Origin of the sequence: uncultured Maritalea sp. (assembly GCF_937139385.1) — a bacterium.
GTDB classification, from domain to species: domain Bacteria; phylum Pseudomonadota; class Alphaproteobacteria; order Rhizobiales; family Devosiaceae; genus Maritalea; species Maritalea porphyrae_A.
Genome location: NZ_CAKZPW010000282.1, coordinates 1 through 17,382, shown reverse-complemented (window position 1 = coordinate 17,382; position 17,382 = coordinate 1). Strand labels below are relative to the sequence as shown.

The window sequence follows — 17,382 nt, the reverse complement described above, 5'->3', positions numbered from 1 at the left end:
AGGCGTCGGGCTTCCTGTCGTCTATCTCGGAGCGAAAACCGGGCGTGACGGCGTTGGCGGAGCCACAATGGCCTCGGCAGAATTTGACGACAAGATTGATGAGAAACGACCAACCGTTCAGGTTGGCGATCCATTCACAGAGAAATGTCTGCTGGAAGCCTGTCTTGAACTCATGGAAACCGGCGCTGTTATCGCTATTCAGGACATGGGCGCTGCGGGCCTGACGTGTTCTGCAGTTGAAATGGGCGCCAAGGGTGATCTTGGCGTTGAACTCGATCTTGATTTGGTGCCCTGCCGCGAAGAGCGCATGACGGCCTATGAAATGATGCTGTCAGAAAGCCAAGAGCGCATGTTGATGGTGCTCGACCCAAACAAAGAAGAAGAAGCCCAAGCGGTCTTTAAAAAATGGGAATTGGACTTTGCCATCGTGGGCAAAACCACCGATGACTTGCGCTTCCGTTGCATTCATAACGGCATCGAAGTCGCGAACTTGCCAATTAAGGATCTGGGCGATGAAGCGCCAGAGTATGATCGCCCTCGTTCTGAATACCCTGCGCCTCCAGTGCTAGGTGATATTCCTGCTGACTTTGACCCAACCAAAGCATTGATGACCCTAATCGGCAATGCAAATGGCGCATCACGTCGCTGGGTTTGGGAACAATATGACACACTAATCCAAGGTAATTCGGTGCAACTGCCCGGCGGTGACGCAGGTGTTGTGCGCGTTGAAGGCGCTGACGGCAAAAAGGCCCTCGCCTTTTCAGTCGACGTAACCCCTCGCTATTGCGAAGCCAACCCTCGCGAAGGCGGCAAGCAAGCTGTTGCGGAATGCTGGCGCAACCTATCAGCAGTTGGGGCTCTACCTTTGGCTTCCACCGACAACCTTAATTTCGGCAATCCTGAGAAGCCTGAAATCATGGAACAATTCGCCCAATCCATTCTTGGCATTGGCGATGCATGTCGTGCGCTCGACTTCCCAATCGTTTCTGGCAACGTGTCACTTTACAATGAAACCAACGGCATTGGCATTTTGCCCACCCCCGCTATTGGCGGCGTGGGCTTGATGGCTGATTGGTCAAAAATGATGACACAAAGCTTCAAGAACGAAGGCGATGTGATTCTTTTGGTTGGCAAAAACGGCACACACCTAGGCCAGTCCGCATTCTTGCGCGATTGCCTTAATCGCATCGAAGGAGATGCGCCAACTGTCGATTTGGAAGAAGAGGCCAAAAATGGCGCGTTCGTTCGCAGCTTGATCGACGATGAATTGCTCACTGCATCGCATGACCTGTCAGATGGCGGCTTGGCCGTTGCACTGGCGGAAATGGCGATTGCTGGCGATATTGGTGCTAAAGTCGACGTGGCGACTGATCTACAAAACTTGTTTGGAGAAGACCAAGCCCGCTATTGCATTACCGCAAATTCTGCTAATATCGACTCAATTCTGGCGCGCGCGTCTGAGCAAAGTGTTTCCATTGCCAAACTGGGTACAGTTGGTGGTGAAAGACTTCAACTTGGCGATGCGATAAGCTTGAAAGTAACTGATATGCGTGCGGCGCATGAAAGCTGGTTCCCTGACTATATGGCAGCGGAAGCGGCCGAATAGCCGCTTCGCCCAACCAAAAAAGAATTGGCACTTATATGTCTATTGGCACCGCAGAAATCGAACGCTTGATCCTAACCGCAATTCCAGATGCAAAAGTGCATGCAGAAACGGACGATGGTCACCACTATACAGCAACAGTGGTAGCTGAAGCATTCAAAGGCAAAACCCGTGTGCAACAACACCAAATGGTCAATGCGGCACTTAAGTCCGTCCTTGACGATGGCTCGCTGCATGCGCTCGCCCTTAAAACAAACGCACCGGAGTAATTTCCGGTGCGTGCCGTCCTATTTGATGTGGATGGCGTTCTCATCCACTCCATGTTTCATCCAGATCCTGCCCGTTGCCGAAATTGGAGCGCGCATATGGAAATGGACTTCGGTATTGATCGCGACACTTTCAATCAATTCTTCCGCAAGGATTTTGGTGAAATTGTCCGGGGTCGCCGTTCAATTGTGGATGCACTCGACACGTTTTTGCCCACCATCGGTGTCAAAATCAATACACTGGATTTCCTCACCTATTGGTTTGAAAACGACACGCCACTAAACTTGCAACTGCTGGACGGCATCAAACGCTTGCAGCGCACTGGTGCAGCCAAAGTCTATTTGGCCACCAATCAAGAGCATTTGCGCGCATTCCACCTTTGGAAAGAACTGCGCCTGAATCATATTTTCGACGACATGTTTTATGCAGCTAGACTTGGATTCGCCAAGCCGGATGCAGAGTTCTTTGAACAAGTTGATCAAGCAATCGGCCCCCAATCGCAAGCACCATTGTTTTTTGACGATGGGCAAAAGAACGTCGATGCGGCTAACATTCATGGTTGGGACGGTGCAATGTTCATGACCGAAGATGACTTTTTCAATCACCCTTGGATCAAAGAGCAGCTGAAATGAAGCACATCATGAACCCATGGGACAACGGCGTCATTATCCGCTCGTGGGATGAAGAAGACGGCCCGGCCATGGCCGAGCTCCACCGTCGCGCAATTCTTGCAACCAGTGATGAGTTCTATACTCAGGCACAGCGCGAAAGCTGGGCACATGGCCTAACTGGCGAAGGCTACGCAAAGAGCGCAAAAAACGGCGAACAGTTCATCATCGCGGTTGACGAAGACGACAAACCCCTCGCCTTTTGTGGGTTCAAGGGCAATGAAGTATGCGGCCTTTATGTCGATCCTGATCACCAGGGCCGGGGCATTGGTTATAAACTCGCCTTACGCGCAATTGCCAATATTACGCAAAGTCGGCCGGAAAAACTGATCGTTGACTCCAGCGCACCTGCGGTTGGCTTCTACGAACAATTTGGCTTCAATACGGTCAAAGAGGTCACACATGACACTCGCGGCGGCGCTAAACTAACTGCCTTTGACATGGAATCCGAGCCAATCGAGTATTCCGACGAGATTGGTCCCCATGAAGGTCGTGAACTTCAGCTCATGCTCGACGGAAAAAAGCGCGTCGCTTGGTTCAACGAAATGGAACCGGTTGATGCTTTCGCCAAACATGTCGACGATGGCGAGCTTGTTCGGTTTGTCTGGCACGACTATACGCGAAACTTCTATCAGGCCGCAAAAGATCACATGCCAGTAACCACGCCTTGGCCAGAACCCGCTTTCTACTATCTTCCGGGCGAAGAACCACGAATGCATAAATTGATTGAGCTGATTGTCGAACAACTCTCGCAGCAGGAGCCCGGTGTCTCAATTAAACGCGAACGAAAAATTGGCACACTGTTGGACTATTCACCACAATCAATCGACGCCTTCATTGAGCAATTGCAAACAAGATCAGCAAAAGGTGAAATCACTATTCTCGACAATTGAGCGTCGATATTCTAAATAGTGGACAACCACTTTCACATTTGCAGGCGAAGGGTGGCTTTCGCTTGGCCAAACTAACGATTTCCAAAGGACAAAATTATGAGCGATATCAACGCATTCATCGAAGACAACGTGAAAAAAAATGATGTGTTCTTGTTCATGAAAGGCTCACCAGATTTTCCACAGTGCGGTTTTTCTGGCCAAGTTGTGCAAATCTTGAACTACCTTGGCGTTGAATATGCATCTGCCAATGTACTCGAAAGCGACGAATTGCGCGACGGCATCAAAGCCTACACAAATTGGCCAACCATTCCTCAGCTATATGTCAAAGGCGAGTTTGTTGGTGGTTGCGATATTATCCGCGAAATGTTCCAAGCTGGCGAATTACAGTCCCACCTCACCTCGAACGGCATCACCGTTAAAGAAGCGAGCTAATTGATGACGCGTCATTGGACAGTCTATCTTTCCGGCGAAATTCATTCCAATTGGCGTGAAGAAATTGAGGCTGGCGCACAGGCGGCTGGCCTCAACGTCTCTTTTTCGTCGCCCAATACCAACCACGCTGACAGTGATGATTGCGGCGTGACCATTATGGGCGCGGAAGACAAAAAGTTTTGGCATGACCATAAAGGCGCAAAACTCAACGCCATCCGGACCCGCACGCTGATCGAAGAAGCGGACTTGGTGATTGTGCGCTTTGGCGAAAAATACAAACAGTGGAACGCAGCATTTGACGCTGGCTTCGCCGCGGCTGTTGGCACACCACTGGTCGTAATGCACGGCGAAGACCACCAGCATGCACTCAAAGAAGTTGATGCGGCGGCCCTTGCAGTCATTGAGACACCTCAGCAAGCGGTGCAAATTCTTGCCTACGTGCTGAATGGCGACATGCCGAAATCGAACTAGGCGGTTTTGAAGATGGTGGGCTTGTGTTTATCAAGCCCACCGTTCATCCTGCGGGCATACATTCCTTAAAGCTATTGCCCAATGCTCCTAGATCCCCACAAAAACAAAATTGAATTCATTCTTCTCATCGCTTTAATGATGGCGCTGAATTCTATTGCCGTAGACATCATGTTGCCTGCTTTGCCCATCATTGCCAATGACCTGGGCGCCACAAGCGAGAACGACTTGCAGCTTGTGCTCACGCTTTATTTGGCTGGGTTTGGCTTCTCTTTGTTGATCTATGGCCCCTTGTCAGACTCAATTGGCAGAAAACCCGTAGTTTTCATCGGCACCACACTGTTCTTGATTTCAGTTGCACTTGCACCTTTGTCACCAGACTTCACCTACTTGCTGCTACTTCGGTTTATTCAGGGGCTGGGCGCAGGCGCATCGCGTGTTGTGGCCAATGCTATCGTTCGCGACAGTTACGAGGGCCGAACCATGGCGCAAATAATGTCCTTGGTCATGATGGTTTTTATGGCCATGCCCATTATCGCTCCAAGCTTTGGCCAAGTCATTATAATGCTCACCACTTGGCATTCTACGTTTCTCTTCATGGCAGTCATGGCAATCGTCATGCTGGTTTGGGTTTACTTTCGCCTACCCGAAACTCTTTCGACACAGCACAAAAAACCACTATCCTTTAAGTCGATTATTTCGAGTTTCGCTTTGGTTTTCACCACTAGACAAGCCATGGCCATGACCTTTGCAAATATGCTTCTACTCGGCACGTTATTTGGATTTTTGGGCATATCGCCCCTTGTCTATATCGACATATATGAGCTTGGACCACTCTACCCGCTCATGATTGCGCTAACAGCAACTAACCTTGCCATCGCTTCTTTTGTGAACTCAAGATTACTCAATCACTTCAGAGCGGATCAAATCGCATTCGTCGCAACCATCGGCTTCATCATTTGTGCGCTGATTTGGAGTTTATTGGCATGGCAAATTGAAACTTTGCCACTTTGGCTATTTGTCGCGGTGCACCAGCCCATTATGCTGTGTTTTGGTTTTGCGGGCGTCAACCAATTCTCTAGCGCTATGCAACCTCTTGGCAGCGTTGCGGGCACTGCTTCGTCAGTTATTGGTTTTATCCGCACAACAGGTGGCGCTGCGGTCGGCGCTGCAATTGGTTATTTTTTTGATGGAACAATTTTGCCTCTAACATTGGGGTTTTTGTATTGCGGCGTGGGTGCCGCAGGCTTCATGTTGCTGGCTCGGCCTGCGTTTCGGCCCTTGTCAAAACCAGTTTAAGCAAAAAAGTTTGCCCCGACCCAAATCACAATCGGCACCGTCATAAAAGAAAACACAGTCTGCACAGTCAGCGTCGAAGCATAGAGTTCAGCATCACCACCCATCTTTTTGGCCAGCACGTATCCGTTTGCGGCCGCTGGCACGGCGGCGAAAATCAGCAACACTTGCGCTGTCATTCCCGATACACCAAATATCCAGCACAAAACGCCCATTAGGGTTGGTATCATCAATAGACGCCCCAAAACGCCAACCCACATTTCTCGCGAAGGGTTCAACGCAGCCTTAAGGCTTAGCCCCGCCCCCAGCGCCAATAGGCTCAACCCAAGTGCAGCGCTGGCCAACAAGTCCATGAACGTCAACACAGGCTTCCAAATGGGCACATGGCCGAAATTAAGCACAAGCCCCAGCATCGCGCCTAAAAAGATAGGATTTTTCACCACCCCCAACGCAACATTTGCAAAGCTAAACTTGATCGTTTCAGAGAAACTGACCAACACCACAATGTTGACGAATTGAATTAGCGGCACCATCACCGCAAAAGAAAGCGCGATAGCTGTGCTTCCTTCAGGACCAAACAATTCCAAAACAATGGCGAGGGCAATAAACCCGTGATAGCGCGAAACCGTTTGAAAAACAGTGGTATATTGCGGTTTCCCAATTTTCCAAACCCTGCGTAAAACTGGATAAATCGCCAATACCAGCGCTGTGGTGATTACCACCATTAGCAACATGACCGCAGTAACAGCGCCTAGCTCAATCTGGCTAAAATCCGCTTTGACCAATGTGCTGACGAGCAAAGCTGGGAAAAGCACCCAAAAACAAAGCTCATCCACGATTTGCCATTTGTCAGCCGTCACGAAATTGCTTTTTCGCAATCCAAACCCGAGCATCACGATTGCGAAGACGGGCAAAATATTCTCAAAAGCGGCTAGCATACATATCCTGGTGAGTTTTGGTTTTGGTGGGCATCCAACCGCTACTCCCATCGCACATATGTGTCAAACCAATTGGCGAAATTGGTCAAACCTATTGCCAAGTCAGTTTTCACCTGACATTATTTACAGACACCTAAGTTGCTCGCCGCGCCTTTTCGACGCCCAGCACCCACCACAAGACCCGAAAGTTTGGTCCAGCGACCCCAAGAAATTGCGGCTGCATCGCTTGTCCACTGGAGCTCGAATGAAGATCGAAAAACTGAACATTACTGATAATCGTTATGAGTTTATCGCGCTGGCCGCCCTTGTGATGGCGCTGAACGCTTTAGCCATCGATATCATGCTGCCCGCACTGCCAGACATTGGTGATGCGATCGCGGTCGTGAGCGAAAACCATCGTCAATATGTGATCACCAGTTTCTTGATAGGTTTTGGCATCAGCCAATTGTTTTTTGGGCCCCTTTGCGATGCGATTGGCCGGCGCAAAACATTCTTCATTGGCGTCACAATATACATCATTGCCGCGCTCTTGGGATCGATGACCGAGAGTTTCACCGCCATGGTCACCATGCGGGTAATCCAAGGCGTCGGCGCGGGAGCCACCCGAGTTGTCGCGCTTTCAATGGTAAGAGACAGTTTTGCGGGCCGTGCAATGGCCGAAGTCATGTCATTGATCATGATGGTCTTTATGGTGATGCCTGTTCTCGCTCCAGCCTTTGGTCAATTGATTATTCTGGTTGGCCCTTGGCAGTGGATCTATATAGCAATGGCAGTTATTGCACTTATCGCATTGGTTTGGGTTACGATCCGTCTTCCAGAAACGCTAAAACCCGAAAATCGTCGACCCTATAGACCCGATGTTGTCATTGATGGGTTTCGAATTGTCTTCACCAACCGTTCAGCGCTCATGTATGGCCTCGCCAACATGGTAAAAATTGGTGCACTATTCGGGTTCCTTGCAGCGTCGCAACAAATCTACGGCGAACTCTATGGTTTAGGCGCGCTCTTCCCGGTGGCATTTGGATTTATCGCACTGGTGATGGCCAGCGCTTCGTTTGTCAACTCGCGATATGTTGGCCGATTTGGGATGCGACTACTGTCACACAGCGCGCTGCTTGGTTTTGTAGCCTTAAGTGCCGTTTGGTCAATCCTTGCCTATTTCGATGCACTGCCCCTTTGGCTATTCATTGCCTTGCAAGCACCCATTATGTTTTTGTTTGGTCTCACAGGCACCAATTTCAACTCATTGGCCATGGAACCATTGGGCCGTGTCGCAGGCACAGCGGCCTCAGTTTTTGGCTTTATGCAAACCGCAGGTGGCGCTGTATTGGGCACGCTAGTTGGCCAATCTTACGATGGAACAGTACTGCCAATCGCGCTCGGCTATTTGATATTTGGTTCCATCAGTGTTGTTTTGGTATTGATTGCCGAAAATGGCACTTTATTCCAAGCCCACAACGACCCCATATGATTTGGTGATAGGGCAATTCAATTATTTGATTTGTTGAACACATCCAATTGGCGCAAGCTCTGGTGTGAACTTCGATAGGGCGAAAAAATGACCAATGCAAAATCAGCGACCGCAGCGGCGCTGCCAATTCTAATCATTGCCGGCTGCATTATAGCTATGACGTCGTTTGGCGTACGCTCGACGTTCGGCCTGTTCACGTTGCCGGTCACCGCAGAATTTGGCTGGGGCCGCGAGGTTTATGGCCTCGCACTGGCAGTCCAAAACCTAGTTTGGGGGCTAATGCAGCCTATCGCTGGTGGTATGGCAGATCGCTACGGCACCGCAAAAACCCTTTCAGTTGGTGCAATCATTTATGCGGCGGGTCTATTGCTCATGGCAACAGGGGGCACCGAGGCAAGTCTTTATCTTGGTGGTGGTGTTCTTGCGGGCATCGGCATTGGAACTGCGTCGTTTGCTGTGGTTATGGCGGCCTTTGGTCGTGCCGTTCCAGCAGAGAAACGTAGTTTTGTATTTGGCATTGCAACCGCTGCTTCATCTGCCGGGCAATTTGTATTTGCGCCCATTGGCCAACAATTTATCAATTCATTCGGCTGGCAAACGACCTTGGTCTATTTTGCTGCAGCCCTTCTGTTGATCTTACCTTTATCCTATGCGCTCAAAGGCAAAACTAATCACACCGCAGAAGACACAGAAGATCTGCCCGTACTTGAAACCCTAAGCCGCGCTTTCAAACACCGTTCGTATAATCTTTTGGTTGCAGGTTTCTTTGTTTGCGGTTTCCATTTGGCCTTCGTTACCGTGCATATGCCTGCATATTTGGTTCAATGTGGACTTTCACCAGATGTAGGCAGCTGGGCACTTGCATTGATTGGGCTGTTCAATATCGTTGGCTCACTTAGCGCAGGTTATTTGGGTGGCAAAGTTCCAAAGCAATTGTTGCTCGCCTCAATCTATTTGTCACGCGTCGTTGTCACCGGGCTGTTTCTGCTGATCCCAGTAAGCGAAGTATCGACTTACTTGTTCGCTGCATTCACTGGCCTTTTGTGGCTTGCAACAGTACCGCCAACCGCAGCATTGGTTTCTGGATTTTTTGGTCCCAAATACATGGGTATGCTCTACGGATTTGCCTTCTTGTCCCACCAAGTGGGTTCATTCTTTGGCGTATGGCTTGGTGGTGTTGTGTTTGATCGCACTGGATCATATGACCTTGTTTGGTACTTGGGCATTCTACTTGGACTAGCAGCAACTGCATTGCACATTCCAATTAGCGAAAAACGCTCTGATCGATTTCGCGCAGCTGTACCTGCTCAATAACTATTGATCCGCAGGCTGCAAGCCCGCGAAATTGAAAAGATTGTGATCAAGCATATGAGACGGATTGATGTTAGCAATCGCTGACATCATCCGCTTTTTGCGACCAGGGTCAGCCTTTTCCATATCCGCTAACATCTTCTTCATCATCACCCGTTGCAAGCCATCTTGTGACCCACACAGATTGCATGGAATAATCGGAAATTGCATCGCATCAGAAAACCTTTGCAAGTCTTCTTCCGCGCAAAAACTTAGTGGCCGTAGCAGGGTCAAATCACCCTCGTCATTCAATAGCTTTGGTGGCATTGCCGCCAATCGACCACCGTGGAACATGTTCATCAAAAACGTCTCAAGAATATCGTCGCGGTGATGTCCCAACACAACCGACGTGCATCCCTTTTCGCGCGCAATGCGATAAAGGTTTGCACGACGTAATCGAGAACAGAGCCCGCAGTAGGTCGCACCTTCAGGCACTTTTTCTTTTACGATCGAATATGTATCTCGATATTCAATGTGGTGTTGAACACCAAGTGACTTGAGATAGGTGGGCAGCACATCCTTTGGGAAACCAGGCTGTCCTTGATCCAAATTGCAGGCAATCAACTCAACAGGCAATTGATCCCGCGCTTTCAAATCTAGCAAAATCGTCAGCAACCCGTAGGAGTCCTTGCCGCCTGACAGTGCAACCAACCAACGCGCGCCTGGTTGCACCATTCCAAATCGGCCCAAGGCTTCACTTGTTTGACGCAAAAGCCGTTTTCGCAATTTTTTAAACTCCACGCCGGTCGGCATGGTGGCAAACAATTGGCTCGTTTCGCTATTCGTTGTGGATTGAATGTCTGACACGTTTCTCGCCCAATCTAGTGTTGGGTGCAGCGATACTGTGTTTGATGGGGTTTGGAAAGCGCTAGTTCGTGCCTGCTAGGCAACGTTTCGCTGTTGTTGTTCTTTGAGCTTCATATTGCGCAGGTCTTCTAGCGAACGCCAAAAAATCACATATGTTGCGAAGTCGCGCGTAAAATTCTCAAATTCGTGCACCACATCAACACCAATTGGCACAACGTCTCCGGGTTGCATATCGTGTTTATTGTTGCCCACTTTTAGGTGAGAACGGCCTCGCATAACGATATAAATGATGTGAACGCCCGGTGGTACGGGATACATCCCGCTTTTTGGTGTATAAAGCTGGACTGATAGCGTATCGCTCGCGAATGCCCGAGCGAACCAAACACCGTCGGGCCACTTTTTCGTCGGGGGACCAGGTATCCGGTCCATAAGATCGTCAAATCCAATTCGCATCAATAATCCCTACCACGATCAATGGGACTGGTTCCCATTGTTGCCCTCCAGTATGCGCATAGGCGTCGCTACAATACGGTTAATAACAAAAGTCTTATGCAAATAGAGTGAAAAAACTGGAAACAAATACCTCACTTTTGAGCAAACTGCCCATTTAGTTACAAAAAAAGCCCAGTATTTCCCTTAACATATTAATGGATTCACATATTTGCTTGCGTGTAGTTGAATATGTAGGAAGGATGCCACTCAGGGAACATATCTTGAGGGAGGTATCTTGTGTTTCGATCGTTTTTTCCTATGCCAAAGGTCTTTTTTGGTGCGGCCGTGATTTGGACCACCATTTGTGTAACATTATGGTTCACTTTCGGCAGTCAACTTCAGGGTGTTCTAAGCCTTGACCCAGTGCTCACACCAAACCCGGGCGACGATCCTGCTCCATTTTTAGACAACCAGAAAGTATGGCTCTATCAATACATACTGATGGCAACCTACGGTTTTTGCATCCCTTGGTTCTTTATTGGGCGCAACAAGTGGTATTGGTGGTCCGTGGTCGGATCGGCCTCTATTTTCATTATCATTTATGCTCAAGTTCAAGTTGGTGCTTATTTGAATGATTGGTACGGCAGCTTTTACAACCAAATCCAACAAGCACTTTCTGAACCGGGCTCTGTCTCAATCGAAAAATTCTATGGCGATCTTGTCCCCGTAGTTTTGATCCTGCTACCCAATATCGCTGTTGCGGTTTTGGTTGCCTTCTACACGGGGCACTACATTTTTCGTTGGCGCACTGCTATGAATTTCTACTACATGGACCACTGGCAGAGTGTGCGCGAAGTGGAAGGGGCATCTCAACGAATTCAAGAAGACACGATGCGTTTCGCCACAAGCGTTGAAGATCTTGGTGCCGATTTGGTCGGATCGCTAATGACTCTTGCTGTTTTCTTGCCAATATTATGGACATTATCCCAGCAAGTGACTGAACTGCCCCTTATCGGTGAGGTGAGCGCATCCCTTGTTTGGGTCGCTTTGGTTTCAGCAGCATTTGGTACAGTGCTTTTAGCAATTGTGGGCATTCGATTGCCCGGTCTTGAGTTTAACAACCAAAAGGTTGAGGCCGCTTACCGCAAAGAACTGGTATATGGAGAGGACGATCCCGCTCGCGCACAACCTCTTGAAATTACCAACCTTTTTGGCGAAGTTCGTAAAAACTATTTCCGCCTCTATTTTCACTACATGTACTTTAACGTAGCAAGGTACGTGTACCTGCAAGGTTCACTCTTCATTCCTTTGATTGCCTTGGGCCCGTCAATTGTAAGCGGCGCCATTACATTTGGCCTGCTTCAACAAGTGTTCAATGCATTCAGCAAGGTTGAGGATTCATTTAGATACTTGGCCAACTCTTGGACCCAAATCATCCGCTTAATGTCTGTCTATCAACGCTTGCGCAAATTCGAAAAAGCCATGCCAGTCTAGTTGCTGGCCAATAGGGCAACAAAAAAGGCCGCCCCAAAGGGCGGCCTTGAATTCTTGGTGCTGTGGTCGTCTCGATTAACGAGAGTAGAATTCCACAACTAGGTTTGGTTCCATTTGAACCGGATATGGAATATCCGACAAAGTTGGAACACGTGTCATTGAAACAGTCAGCTTCTCGTGGCTGTAATCCAAGTAGTCAGGCACATCGCGCTCAGCCAATTGTGTTGCTTCCAACACAAATGCGAGCTGCTTTGACTTCTCACGAACCTCAACAACATCACCAACCTTCAAACGGTATGAAGGAATGTTGACACGTTTGCCGTTAACAAGCACGTGGCCGTGGTTTACGAACTGACGAGCAGCAAACACAGTTGTAACGAATTTAGCGCGGTATACTACAGCATCCAAACGACGCTCCAATAGACCCACCAACAATTCGCCGGTATCGCCACGTTGACGTGTTGCTTCACCGTATACGCGTTTGAATGACTTCTCAGTCATATTGCCGTAATAGCCTTTAAGCTTTTGCTTAGCACGCAACTGCAGACCGAAATCTGACAATTTGCCTTTACGGCGCTGACCGTGCTGACCTGGTCCATATTCACGACGGTTTACTGGGCTCTTTGGACGACCCCAAATGTTCTCGCCGAGGCGACGGTCAATTTTATATTTCTGCGAATGGCGTTTTGTCATCGCTTGTCCTTTATATTTTTCTCTTTAAAGACAGCGCCCTCCTTTGATTTGTTAAACTCATGATTCAACAAACCCGACAGACTGTGCGAAAAACACATCAACCGTTCCCGGCGGGTCAAATTGCTTTGACCAACATGAAAACCGACAGTCTCGGGTGCCCTTGACCAAACCATTAGATTCAGCAAGTGGCGCGGATGTACCGCCCTGGGGACCGAAAGTCAACGATTTTCAATAGTTTTCGAGCAAGTAAGGACAGTTTTCTGTCGCAAATACTCACATCAAAAACAAAAAACTGCCCGCCTATTGAAATTTGTTGTTGCAATCCTGATTTGGTGTGTTACTACTATAGCACACTAAATGAGTGAGACACATGAACCAATGGAATGAAACACAGCCGATTTTTGTACAGATAAGGACACGCATTATGGCCCTTATTCTGAACAAGACGACAAATGAGGGCGAAGCCCTTCCTTCTGTCCGTCAGATCGCAACAGACCTGTCGGTGAACCCACTAACTGTCACCAAAGCATACCAGTCTTTGGTTGAATTGGGGGTTGTAGAAAAAAGAAGAGGGCTTGGCATGTTCGTTGCGGAAGGCGCGCACAAAATTTTGTTGAACCACGAACGCGAAAAGTTCTTAACCGAAGAATGGCCACGTATTCGCACCCAAATTGAGGCACTAGACCTCAACCTAAACGAGTTATTGAAAGAAGAGGGCAAATAATGACCAACCCAACTCCCCTCGTTAAAGCCACAGCTATACGCAAAGGGTTTGGCAAAAAGGAAATTCTGCACGGTCTGGATTTCCAAATTCAACCAGGTCGCATTGTTGGGCTAATTGGCCACAACGGCGCGGGCAAGACAACCACATTGAACGCGCTTTTAGGGCTGACCGATTGTGACGGCGAAATTTCCGTTCTAGGCAAAGACCCATATGCAGAGCGAGCCGCACTTATGAATGAAGTTGCCTTCATTTCAGATGTTGCCAGCCTGCCCCGCTTCATGCGCGTTCGCGAACTCTTCGATCTTCTCGATGAGATTCACCCAAATTTTTCAAGGGAGAAGGCAAATGGATTTCTTCACGGAACAGACATCCGCGCTGATGCAAAGATTAAAAATCTATCAAAAGGTATGGTCGCTCAGCTGCACCTTGCTGTCGTCATGGCGATCAATGCTCGGCTTCTAGTCTTAGACGAACCAACGCTCGGATTGGACATCACTTACCGCAAACGCTTCTACAAACGGTTGCTGGAAGATTACATGAACGAAGAGCGAACTCTCTTGATCACCACTCACCAAGTGGATGAAATCGAGTTTATGTTGACAGACTTGATGTTTATCCGCGACGGCCACCTGGTGCTAGACAGCCCAATGGAAGAGGTCGGCGAGCGCTTCGTGCAACTGGTTGTTGCACCAAATGGCATTGACGCTGCAAAAGCACTGCGACCCATTTTTGAAGAAAGCAAATTTGGTCAAAACATCATGATTTTCGATGGTGTTGACCATGAAAAACTGAGCACGCTGGGTGATGTTAGCATCCCATCTGTTTCCGATTTATTCGTCGCCCTAATGCAACGCGACACGGCCCACCAAGGAGAAATGATATGAGATCTTGGTTCGCGCTCGTCAAACGAGAATTCATTGAACATAAGGGAGCATTTTTGATCGCTCCCGCCGTCATAACCCTCGTGGTCACAGTTGTGCTATCGCTGGCGATTTTAATGAATCAGCCAGAAATAGCTGCAGACGTGGAAGGCATGCCCGGCAGCGTAAAATTCTTCGAAGCGGCTTATATGGCTACCTTTTTGCTCTGGGGCATCTATATGATCATCGCACTGTTGTTCTATTTTTCCGACGCGTTTCACGCAGATCGGCGGAGCAATTCTCTGCTGTTTTGGAAGTCTATGCCTAAAAGTGATTTGGAAATTCTCGGTTCAAAAGTACTCGCTGGCTATACGATATTCCCATTGGCCATCGGCCTCTGGGTGATGATCACCGGCGTCATCGCTTATTTGTTTGCAAATGTTATTGGTTTGATTGTTGTTTTTTACAATGCCCCCACAATCCTTGAATTTATCAATAGCTACATGCAAATAACCATTGCAGGTGCCTGCTATGTCTTGATCTCTTTGCTATGGTACGCCCCAATTTTTGGCTGGGCCGCATTTTTGGGCACATTGTTCAAACGTTGGAGCATCCCCCTCTTCTTTGTTATTCCAGCCGTAGCGGTATTGCTCGAACGTGTGATCAACATCCGCGACCTTGCATATGAGAGCAAAATCTTAGAGTTCATCATGTTTCGGTTGGAAATGTCTGGAGAAGACACGATGGAGTTTGATCCAGAAGTCTGGATCATGCAGCCAGGCGCAACATCGGCATGGGAACTGATCACCTTTGCCATCTCTCAAACGGATTGGCTGCATATGGGTATTGGTGTGCTTATGCTTGGGGGATTTGTTTACCTTGCGAGCGAATATCGCCGCCGCCTAATTGACGCCTGAACGAAGAGTTCAACCAGAGAAATGAAGGGACGCCTATTCGGCGTCCTTTTTTTGTTTGTACTTAGATTGATCGCGCAATGGGTTTGGCCTTTCGTGTCGGCGGTCCAACGCTGCCACAACACCACGAAAAGTGCGCACTTCCTGAATATTCATTTGGGCGCGCGCAAACATGGCCCGCATATTCGCCACCATTGAAGGACGCTTGCCCGGTGTTTTGAAGAAGTTAACCCGATCCAGCGCTTCTTCGAGGTGAAGCATCAAGCCAACCAAATCTTCACGGGTCGCAGGTTCTTCAGCGGGGCCATCAAACGGCAAATCGCCGGCGCCATTAAATGCTCGACGCCATTCATAGGCCAGCACAAGAACAGCTTGTGCAATATTGAGCGAGGCAAACGCAGGCTCCACCGGCAAAGTGACGATTTTATCGCACAGTGCTACCTCGTCATTATTCAGCCCCCAACGCTCCCGACCAAACAATATGCCCACTTTTCCGCCACTCTTGATCGGCCCAACCATCTCGTCGGCCGCAACATCAGGCCCAATGACGGGTTTATACATGTCACGCGAACGCGCCGTTGTGGCATAGCACCGGGTCAAATCCGCAATTGCTTCTTCAACCGTCTCAAAAACCTGAACGCGATCAATCACATGGTTCGCTTTTGCTGCGGCAGAGCGTGCTTTTTCGCTCGGCCAGCCATCACGGGGATTGACCAAACGCAAATCCCACAAACCAAAGTTTGCCATAGCGCGGGCAGCCGTACCGATGTTTTCGCCCAGCTGCGGTTCGCATAAAATAACTGCAGGGCCCGGTTTTAGCTCCAGTCCCTTAGTGCTGTCAGTACCTGCCATTCATCGCTCCATCAGTTGGTGGCGATGAATGGGCCAATCATCGCAAAAGATCAAGGGTGCAATTCGCGCCACTCTCGTTGCAAAATTGCATAAATCAGCAGTTCATCCCAATCACCCTTGAACAAAGCCTGTTCTTTAAAGTGCGCTTCGCGCCGCATCCCAAGCTTTTCCATCAACTTATAAGAAGGTTGATTTGGCGCAGAGCATTTGGCTTCGATCCGATGCAAATTACCTACCTTAAACGCAATATCCATCAATGCCGTTGCAGCTTCCAACGCATACCCTTTACCTTGGAACCGAGGATTGAGCACATAGCCAATCTCGCCCTGGCGTGCTTCAACATCTCTGGAAAAAAGCAAAAACTCGCCAATCATTTCACCTGTTTCTTTTATTTCCACGTGAAGGAATAGCGGGTGACCCTCAGGGGTAAACTCAGTGAACCCCAACCGACGCTCCATCGTTTTCTCAATCTCATCACGTTCTCGGGGTTCATATGGCAAATATCGGCAGACTTCTGGGTCAGCACTATACTCCATCAAAGCGTCCACATCATCCGCACGTGGCAAACGCAACACGAGGCGATCGGTCTCAAGTGGCAATTCAAACGGCAAATTCATACGTAAATTATCCAATATTCAATTTAGTGTTGCATCTGGCGCAAATGCTCGGCAAGCTGAGCAAATGAGCGATTTTGTTGAAACCTTTTGCGCTTGTGGCGCGATCAGTGTCAAAATTTTAGGTGAGCCACGCACAACCATGCTGTGCGCGTGCAAGGATTGTCAAAAAACCAGTGGCACCGGACATAGTGCACTTGCTCTCTTTAGTGATGACACTACTCAAATTTCTGGCGAAACCAAGTCTTTTTCCGTCACGGCAGATAGCGGCGCAACGGTACAAAGGAACTTCTGTCCAAATTGCGGCACGCCAGTTTTTGGCGTGACCTCTCGCGTGCCAGGTCACAAACTACTCCCTGTCAGCATGTTGGGCGATGCCGCAGAAACATACAAACCAAGATCACTCATCTTTTCACGGTCACACCTATCTTGGGATCACATCGATCCGGAACTGCCACAGTTCCACAAATACAAAGAGAGTTAGAAAGGTTTATTGAAATGACAAAAACCGGCCAATGTCACTGCGGTGCAGTAACGTTTGAAGTAGATGCAGAGCCGGTCCGCATGGCCCAATGCCATTGCGAAGCCTGCCGCCGCTTAACCGGC

General features: G+C 48.9%; 20 protein-coding genes. 14 read left to right on the top strand and 6 right to left on the bottom strand.

Going from position 1 to position 17,382, the window contains the following annotated elements; translation table 11 throughout:
- The 7 genes from purL to Q0231_RS11565 form a co-directional block, all read left to right on the top strand.
- Positions 1 to 1,606: phosphoribosylformylglycinamidine synthase subunit PurL (gene purL, locus Q0231_RS11595; RefSeq protein ID WP_299347782.1), on the top strand; the 1,606-nt coding region annotated here is incomplete at its 5' end.
- A 35-nt stretch (positions 1,607 to 1,641) separates the two neighbouring features.
- Entirely contained in the window at positions 1,642 to 1,872 is a 231-nt protein-coding gene (locus Q0231_RS11590) for a BolA/IbaG family iron-sulfur metabolism protein (RefSeq protein ID WP_269393903.1), read from the top strand.
- Positions 1,873 to 1,878: 6 nt separating this feature from the next.
- Complete coding sequence (locus Q0231_RS11585) at positions 1,879 to 2,502, top strand: HAD-IA family hydrolase (protein ID WP_299347781.1); 624 nt, start codon at positions 1,879 to 1,881, stop codon at positions 2,500 to 2,502.
- Complete coding sequence (locus tag Q0231_RS11580; RefSeq protein WP_299347780.1) at positions 2,499 to 3,431, top strand: GNAT family N-acetyltransferase; 933 nt, start codon at positions 2,499 to 2,501, stop codon at positions 3,429 to 3,431. The genes Q0231_RS11585 and Q0231_RS11580 overlap by 4 nt, the downstream gene beginning before the upstream one ends.
- A 96-nt stretch (positions 3,432 to 3,527) precedes the next feature.
- A complete protein-coding gene (gene grxD / locus Q0231_RS11575; RefSeq protein WP_269393900.1) occupies positions 3,528 to 3,863 on the top strand; it encodes a Grx4 family monothiol glutaredoxin in 336 nt (111 codons plus the stop codon).
- 3 nt (positions 3,864 to 3,866) lie between these two features.
- A complete protein-coding gene (locus tag Q0231_RS11570; RefSeq protein WP_299347779.1) occupies positions 3,867 to 4,334 on the top strand; it encodes a YtoQ family protein in 468 nt (155 codons plus the stop codon).
- Between the two features lie 81 nt (positions 4,335 to 4,415).
- Positions 4,416 to 5,630, top strand: a complete 1,215-nt coding sequence (locus Q0231_RS11565; protein ID WP_299347778.1) for a multidrug effflux MFS transporter — start codon at positions 4,416 to 4,418, stop codon at positions 5,628 to 5,630.
- Here the strand turns inward: Q0231_RS11565 and Q0231_RS11560 are convergent.
- A complete protein-coding gene (locus Q0231_RS11560; protein ID WP_299347777.1) occupies positions 5,627 to 6,565 on the bottom strand; it encodes an AEC family transporter in 939 nt (312 codons plus the stop codon). The two genes, Q0231_RS11565 and Q0231_RS11560, sit on opposite strands and share 4 nt — an antisense overlap.
- Before the next feature lie 244 nt (positions 6,566 to 6,809).
- On the opposite strand from Q0231_RS11560, the gene Q0231_RS11555 reads away from it, so the two are divergent.
- Positions 6,810 to 8,036, top strand: a complete 1,227-nt coding sequence (locus Q0231_RS11555; RefSeq protein ID WP_299347776.1) for a multidrug effflux MFS transporter — start codon at positions 6,810 to 6,812, stop codon at positions 8,034 to 8,036.
- An 87-nt stretch (positions 8,037 to 8,123) separates the two neighbouring features.
- Positions 8,124 to 9,350, top strand: a complete 1,227-nt coding sequence (locus Q0231_RS11550) for an MFS transporter (RefSeq protein ID WP_299347775.1) — start codon at positions 8,124 to 8,126, stop codon at positions 9,348 to 9,350.
- Here the strand turns inward: Q0231_RS11550 and ttcA are convergent, their stop codons facing one another.
- The gene (ttcA, locus tag Q0231_RS11545; RefSeq protein ID WP_299347774.1) at positions 9,351 to 10,193 is read right to left on the bottom strand and encodes a tRNA 2-thiocytidine(32) synthetase TtcA; all 843 of its coding nucleotides are present in this window, start codon (positions 10,191 to 10,193) and stop codon (positions 9,351 to 9,353) included.
- Positions 10,194 to 10,268: 75 nt separating this feature from the next.
- On the bottom strand, positions 10,269 to 10,646 hold the full coding sequence (locus Q0231_RS11540) for a hypothetical protein (RefSeq protein WP_269393893.1): 378 nt from the start codon (positions 10,644 to 10,646) through the stop codon (positions 10,269 to 10,271).
- A gap of 276 nt (positions 10,647 to 10,922) precedes the next feature.
- Between Q0231_RS11540 and sbmA the strand changes: the two genes are divergently transcribed.
- Positions 10,923 to 12,119: a peptide antibiotic transporter SbmA gene (gene sbmA, locus Q0231_RS11535; protein WP_269393892.1), complete on the top strand. Its 1,197-nt coding sequence runs from the start codon at positions 10,923 to 10,925 to the stop codon at positions 12,117 to 12,119.
- A 75-nt stretch (positions 12,120 to 12,194) separates the two neighbouring features.
- On the opposite strand, the gene rpsD is transcribed toward sbmA, so the two are convergent.
- On the bottom strand, positions 12,195 to 12,812 hold the full coding sequence (gene rpsD / locus Q0231_RS11530) for a 30S ribosomal protein S4 (RefSeq protein WP_269393891.1): 618 nt from the start codon (positions 12,810 to 12,812) through the stop codon (positions 12,195 to 12,197).
- 370 nt (positions 12,813 to 13,182) lie between these two features.
- On the opposite strand from rpsD, the gene Q0231_RS11525 reads away from it, so the two are divergent.
- The 3 genes from Q0231_RS11525 to Q0231_RS11515 are packed head-to-tail and all read left to right on the top strand — an operon-like array spanning position 13,183 to position 15,313.
- Positions 13,183 to 13,536, top strand: a complete 354-nt coding sequence (locus Q0231_RS11525) for a GntR family transcriptional regulator (RefSeq protein WP_269393890.1) — start codon at positions 13,183 to 13,185, stop codon at positions 13,534 to 13,536.
- Positions 13,536 to 14,420 carry an ABC transporter ATP-binding protein gene (locus Q0231_RS11520; protein WP_269393889.1) on the top strand — a complete coding sequence of 295 codons (885 nt, stop codon included), beginning with the start codon at positions 13,536 to 13,538 and terminating at the stop codon, positions 14,418 to 14,420. The genes Q0231_RS11525 and Q0231_RS11520 overlap by 1 nt, the downstream gene beginning before the upstream one ends.
- Entirely contained in the window at positions 14,417 to 15,313 is an 897-nt protein-coding gene (locus Q0231_RS11515) for a hypothetical protein (RefSeq protein ID WP_299347773.1), read from the top strand. The genes Q0231_RS11520 and Q0231_RS11515 overlap by 4 nt, the downstream gene beginning before the upstream one ends.
- 33 nt (positions 15,314 to 15,346) lie before the next feature.
- Here Q0231_RS11515 and Q0231_RS11510 read toward each other — a convergent pair whose 3' ends face one another.
- Both Q0231_RS11510 and Q0231_RS11505 read right to left on the bottom strand, forming a co-directional pair.
- Positions 15,347 to 16,162 (bottom strand): RNA methyltransferase, encoded by an 816-nt coding sequence (locus tag Q0231_RS11510; RefSeq protein ID WP_269393887.1) that lies wholly within the window; start codon positions 16,160 to 16,162, stop codon positions 15,347 to 15,349.
- Positions 16,163 to 16,212: 50 nt separating this feature from the next.
- Complete coding sequence (locus Q0231_RS11505) at positions 16,213 to 16,779, bottom strand: GNAT family protein (RefSeq protein ID WP_269393886.1); 567 nt, start codon at positions 16,777 to 16,779, stop codon at positions 16,213 to 16,215.
- Positions 16,780 to 16,843: 64 nt separating this feature from the next.
- Here Q0231_RS11505 and Q0231_RS11500 point away from each other — a divergent pair, with 64 nt between their 5' ends.
- Positions 16,844 to 17,260, top strand: coding sequence for a GFA family protein (locus Q0231_RS11500; protein WP_299347772.1), 417 nt, complete (start codon positions 16,844 to 16,846; stop codon positions 17,258 to 17,260).
- Positions 17,261 to 17,382: the final 122 nt, after the last annotated feature.